This is a genomic window from Marinimicrobium sp. UBA4509 (genome assembly GCF_002388575.1).
GTDB classification, from domain to species: Bacteria; Pseudomonadota; Gammaproteobacteria; order Pseudomonadales; family Cellvibrionaceae; genus Marinimicrobium; species Marinimicrobium koreense.
Genome location: NZ_DGMV01000065.1, coordinates 455 through 5,653, shown reverse-complemented (window position 1 = coordinate 5,653; position 5,199 = coordinate 455). Strand labels below are relative to the sequence as shown.

4 protein-coding genes are annotated in these 5,199 nt (G+C 60.0%); all 4 read left to right on the top strand.

Going from position 1 to position 5,199, the window contains the following annotated elements; translation table 11 throughout:
* The first annotated feature begins 19 nt into the window (after nucleotides 1-19).
* Nucleotides 20-1,453: a tRNA lysidine(34) synthetase TilS gene (gene tilS, locus B3520_RS13090; protein ID WP_349678485.1), complete on the top strand. Its 1,434-nt coding sequence runs from the start codon at nucleotides 20-22 to the stop codon at nucleotides 1,451-1,453.
* A 123-nt stretch (nucleotides 1,454-1,576) separates the two neighbouring features.
* Nucleotides 1,577-3,202, top strand: a complete 1,626-nt coding sequence (locus B3520_RS13085; protein WP_024460512.1) for a CTP synthase — start codon at nucleotides 1,577-1,579, stop codon at nucleotides 3,200-3,202.
* Nucleotides 3,203-3,251: 49 nt separating this feature from the next.
* Nucleotides 3,252-4,103 (top strand): 3-deoxy-8-phosphooctulonate synthase, encoded by an 852-nt coding sequence (kdsA, locus tag B3520_RS13080; RefSeq protein ID WP_286806374.1) that lies wholly within the window; start codon nucleotides 3,252-3,254, stop codon nucleotides 4,101-4,103.
* A gap of 56 nt (nucleotides 4,104-4,159) precedes the next feature.
* The coding region (gene eno, locus B3520_RS13075; RefSeq protein ID WP_286876209.1) for a phosphopyruvate hydratase at nucleotides 4,160-5,199 on the top strand (1,040 nt) is incomplete at its 3' end.

Below are 5,199 nucleotides of genomic sequence, written 5' to 3'. Positions count from 1 at the left end.
ACCCGCCGTGAACCCATCCATGGGGGCTTCTCGTCGACATCCATGTCTCCGAGAGTCTCGAACCGGTATACCGCCTGCCCGCCGGACTCAATGTAAAGACAATACTTTCACAGTAACTGAGATGCCCTTAAAACAGTCCATCCAAACACTTCCAGAAGATCGTCGCTACTGCGTTGCGCTTAGTGGTGGGTTGGATTCCACCGTGTTGCTGCATGCGGTGGCGCGTCGGTGTTCGGGGGTGCGGGCGGTGCATGTTCATCATGGCTTGTCTCCTAATGCCGACCAATGGCAGCGTCACTGCGAAACATTGTGTAAACAGCTCGGCGTGCCTTTGGACGTCGTGACCGTCGATGTTCAGAAAGACGGCAAGGGACTGGAAGACGCTGCGCGTGAAGCGCGTTATCAGGCGTTCATTCAACAGCTCCAGCCCGATGAAATACTGCTCACCGCCCACCACGGGGACGATCAGGTGGAAACCCTGCTGATGCGCCTCGGGCGCGGATCCGGGGTTCGGGGGTTGGCGGGGATGGCGGCGCGGCGGCCGTTGGGTGCCGGGGAGCTCTGGCGTCCGCTGCTGGGCGTTAGCCGGCGCGAGCTTGAAGATTATGCTCGCAGCCACCGCTTATCCTGGATCGAGGATGAGAGCAACGACGACCTGCAATTTGATCGCAACTTCCTTCGCCACCGGGTCATGCCCACGTTGCGGGAGCGTTGGCCGCATCTGGTGGAGAGTTGGGGGCAGAGTGCGGTGCTGTGTGCCGAGTCCGAGGCGCTGCTGGAAGACTACGCGCGGGAGGATCTGGCGCGTCTGACCCTTGAGTCTGCCGATCCGCACGCTGCTGCGGGGTGGGTGCTCAGTCTTCCGGGGTTACAGGGCCTGTCTACGGCGCGGCGCCATCAGGTGCTGCGGGTCTGGTTCAGGGAGCGTGGGGTGCCCGGGTTGAATCGTGATCGGTTGGCGGAGGTCGATCGCCAGTTGATCGACGGGCGGGAGGACGCCGGGGCGTGTGTGGCCTGGGAGGGCTGGGCGTTGCGGCGGTTTCGTCAGGGCCTGTACCTGCTGAATGGCACCTCGCTTGAGGCCCCTCTGCCTTCGCAGCCTATCCCCGTGGATTTGAGCGGATCGGGGCGGGTGGTGTTGCCGGGGGGCGCTGTTTTGGTCTTTGAAAGGGAGGATTTCGGCGGTAATGGTCCCCGTCTGGCGGCGGGGCTGCCGGAGCTGTCCATTCGGTGGCGTCAGGGGGGTGAACGCTGTCAGCCCGAGGGGCGGGCCCACTCACAGACCCTGAAGAAGCTGCTGCAGGAGTACGCCCTGGCCCCCTGGTGGCGGGCCCGGCTGCCGCTGATTTACAGCGGCGAGACCCTGGTGGCCGCCGGGGATCTGTGGGTCTGCAAGGGCTTCTCGGCGGCCCCGGGCCAGCCGGGCTACCGCCTGAGGTGGTACAACTTTTGATTGAGGCTATCCCGCCTTTCTGGTACTCTGGCGCCCCGTCCTGAAGAGAAATACCCCAACGACAAGCACAGCGTTGGCGTCCGGTATTTGTCTGTCCCTCGATCGTACTGAACAAGGTTTTACATGACGCGATATATTTTCGTTACCGGTGGTGTGGTTTCGTCTTTGGGCAAGGGTATTGCCTCGGCTTCTCTGGCGGCAATTCTTGAGTCTCGGGGCGTGAACGTCACCATCATGAAGCTGGATCCCTACATCAATGTGGATCCGGGCACCATGAGCCCTTTTCAGCACGGCGAGGTGTTTGTCACCGAAGACGGGGCCGAGACGGATCTGGACCTCGGGCATTACGAGCGATTCATTCGCACCAAAATGACCCGTCGCAACAACTTCACCACTGGTCGCGTTTACGAAACCGTGCTGCGCAAAGAGCGCCGCGGTGACTACCTGGGCGGCACCGTTCAGGTGATTCCCCACATTACCGACGAAATCAAGCGTCGGATTATCGAAGGCGGCCGCGATGCCGATGTGGCGCTGGTGGAAATCGGCGGTACCGTGGGTGATATCGAGTCCCAGCCGTTCCTCGAAGCCGTGCGTCAGCTCAAAGTTGAGCTGGGCCCCAAGAATTCCATTCTGATGCACCTGACTCTGGTGCCCTATATTGCCACCGCCGGTGAAACCAAGACCAAACCGACCCAGCACTCGGTGAAAGAGCTGCGCTCAATCGGTTTGCAGCCCAATATTCTGCTGTGTCGCTCCGAGCGGGAAGTCGATGAAGACTCCCGCCGCAAAATTGCCCTGTTCACCAACGTGGATGAGCGCGCGGTGGTCCCGCTGCCGGATGCCGGCACCATTTACGCCATCCCGCGCATGCTGCACGAATTCGGCCTGGACGACATTATCGTCGAGCAGTTCGAGCTCGACTGCGGTCCGGCGGACCTGAGCGAGTGGGACCGCGTGGTGGATGGCAAGCTGCACCCCGAGAACGAAGTCACCATCGCCATGGTCGGCAAGTACATGGAGCTGCTGGATGCCTACAAATCCCTGATCGAGGCGATGATTCACGCTGGCATTCACACTCGTACCAAAGTGAACATGCAATACGTGGACGCCGAACAACTGGAAGAGCAGGGCGACAGCCTGCTGCGCGAAGCGGATGCGATCCTGGTGCCCGGCGGTTTTGGTAACCGCGGGGTCGAAGGCAAGCTGATGGCGGTGCGCTATGCCCGCGAGAACAAGGTGCCGTACCTGGGGATCTGCCTGGGTATGCAATCGGTGGTGATCGAGTTTGCCCGCAACGTGCTGGGCCTGAAAAACGCCAACAGCACCGAATTTGATAAGCATACCCCGGACCCGGTGATCGGCCTGATTACCGAGTGGGTGGATAACAGTGGACGCCGCGAGCAGCGCGACGAAACCTCCGACCTGGGCGGCACCATGCGTCTCGGTGGTCAGGAGAGTCGTCTGGTGGCCGGCTCCAAGACCCGGGATATTTACGGTAAGGATGTGATTGTCGAGCGCCATCGGCATCGCTATGAAGTGAACAACAATTACGTGGACCAGCTGCAGAAAGCCGGCCTGCGCATCGGCGGATGGTCGGCGGACGATACCCTGGTGGAAGCGGTGGAGCTGCCGGATCATCCCTGGTTTGTCGCCTGCCAGTTCCACCCGGAATTCACCTCCACCCCACGCGACGGCCACCCGCTGTTTACCAGCTTTGTCCGCGCCGCGCTGACCAACCAATCCTCCTGATCCGCCTCGCGGGCCCTGCGGGGCTCGCCAACGATAGAGTGAGAATGCTGTGACTGATCGAGATATTGCCATTGCCAAGCTGACGGTGGGCAACCAACGTCCCTTTACCCTGTTCGGTGGCATGAATGTCCTCGAATCCCGGGACATGGCAATGCAGGTGGCCGAAGCCTACGTCAAGGTGACCGAAAAGCTGGGCATTCCCTATGTGTTCAAGGCCTCGTTTGACAAGGCCAACCGCTCCTCCATCCATTCCTTTCGCGGCCCGGGCATGGAAGAAGGCCTGAAGATTTTTCAGGAAATCAAAGACACCTTCGGTGTGCCGGTCATTACCGATGTGCACGAGCAGTATCAGTGTCAGCCGGTGGCGGAGGTCTGTGATGTGATTCAGTTGCCCGCCTTTCTGGCACGCCAAACCGACCTGGTGCAGGCCATGGCAAAGACTGGAGCGGTCATCAACATCAAGAAGCCCCAGTTTCTGAGTCCGGGCCAGCTGAAAAACATCGTGGAAAAATTCCGCGAGTGCGGCAACGACCAGATCATTCTGTGCGAGCGCGGCAGCAATTTCGGTTACGACAATCTGGTGGTGGATATGCTTGGCTTTCGCACCATGCGGGAAGTCAGCGGCGGGGCGCCGATTATTTTTGACGCTACCCACGCGCTGCAGTGTCGTGACCCGCTGGGCGAAGCCTCCGGCGGGCGCCGTCATCAGGTCGCCGAACTGGCCCGTGCCGGTATGGCTGTGGGGCTGGCGGGGCTGTTCCTGGAAGCCCACCCGGACCCGGACAATGCCAAGTGTGATGGGCCCAGCGCGCTGCCGCTGGACAAGCTGGAGCCGTTCCTGGCCCAGATCAAAGCCATTGACGATGTGGTGAAGCAGTTGCCGCCACTGGATATTCAGTAACGAACGCAGTAACGAACCCTTTTTCATTATTTATTGGCAAACGGAGCAATCTACGCATGAGTAAAATTGTCGACATCAAAGCTTTCGAAGTTCTGGACAGTCGCGGTAACCCGACCGTCAGCGCTGAAGTCATTCTGGAAAGCGGTGCCGTAGGCTCCGCCTGCGCCCCCTCTGGCGCCTCTACCGGTTCGCGCGAAGCACTGGAACTGCGCGACGGCGACAAGTCCCGCTACCTGGGCAAGGGCGTACTGAAGGCCGTGGGCCACATCAACGACACCATCAAAGGTCTGTTGGTGGGTAAAGACGCCGCCGATCAGCGCGCGCTGGACAAAATCATGATCGATGCCGACGGCACCGAGAACAAGTCCAAGTTTGGCGCCAACGCCATCCTGGCCGTGTCCCTGGCCGCTGCCAAAGCCGCTGCCATCGACAAGGGCATCCCCCTGTACCAGCACATTGCTGAAGTCAACGGCACCGCCGGTAAGTACTCCATGCCGGTTCCCATGATGAACATCCTGAACGGCGGTGAGCACGCCGACAACAACGTCGACATTCAGGAATTCATGATTCAGCCGGTCTCCGCCAAGACCTTCTCCGAAGCGCTGCGTACCGGTGCGGAAATTTTCCACGCCCTGAAAAAAGTGCTGAACGAAAAAGGCCTGAGCACCGCAGTCGGTGACGAAGGTGGTTTCGCTCCCAACCTGCCGTCCAACGAAGAAGCTCTGCAGGTCATCGGTCAGGCCGTGGCCAATGCCGGCTACAAACTGGGTGAAGATGTGACCCTGGCACTGGACTGCGCCGCATCCGAGTTCTATAAAGAGGGCAAGTACGACCTGTCTGGTGAAGGCAAGGTGTTCAACGCCGAAGAGTTCTCTGACTACCTGGCGGATCTGTCGGCCAAGTACCCGATCATCTCCATCGAAGACGGTCTGGATGAGAGCGATTGGGACGGCTGGGCGTACCTGACCCAGAAGCTGGGGAACAAGATCCAGTTGGTGGGCGACGATCTGTTCGTGACCAACACCAAGATTCTGAAAGAAGGTATCGACAAGAAGATCGGTAACTCCATCCTGATCAAGTTCAACCAGATCGGCTC

Excerpts from the sequence above, each read along its gene's own strand:
- tilS (WP_349678485.1), top strand. The coding sequence starts at position 20 with ATGGGGGCTTCTCGTCGACATCCATGTCTCCGAGAGTCTCGAACCGGT.
- B3520_RS13085 (WP_024460512.1), top strand. The coding sequence starts at position 1,577 with ATGACGCGATATATTTTCGTTACCGGTGGTGTGGTTTCGTCTTTGGGC.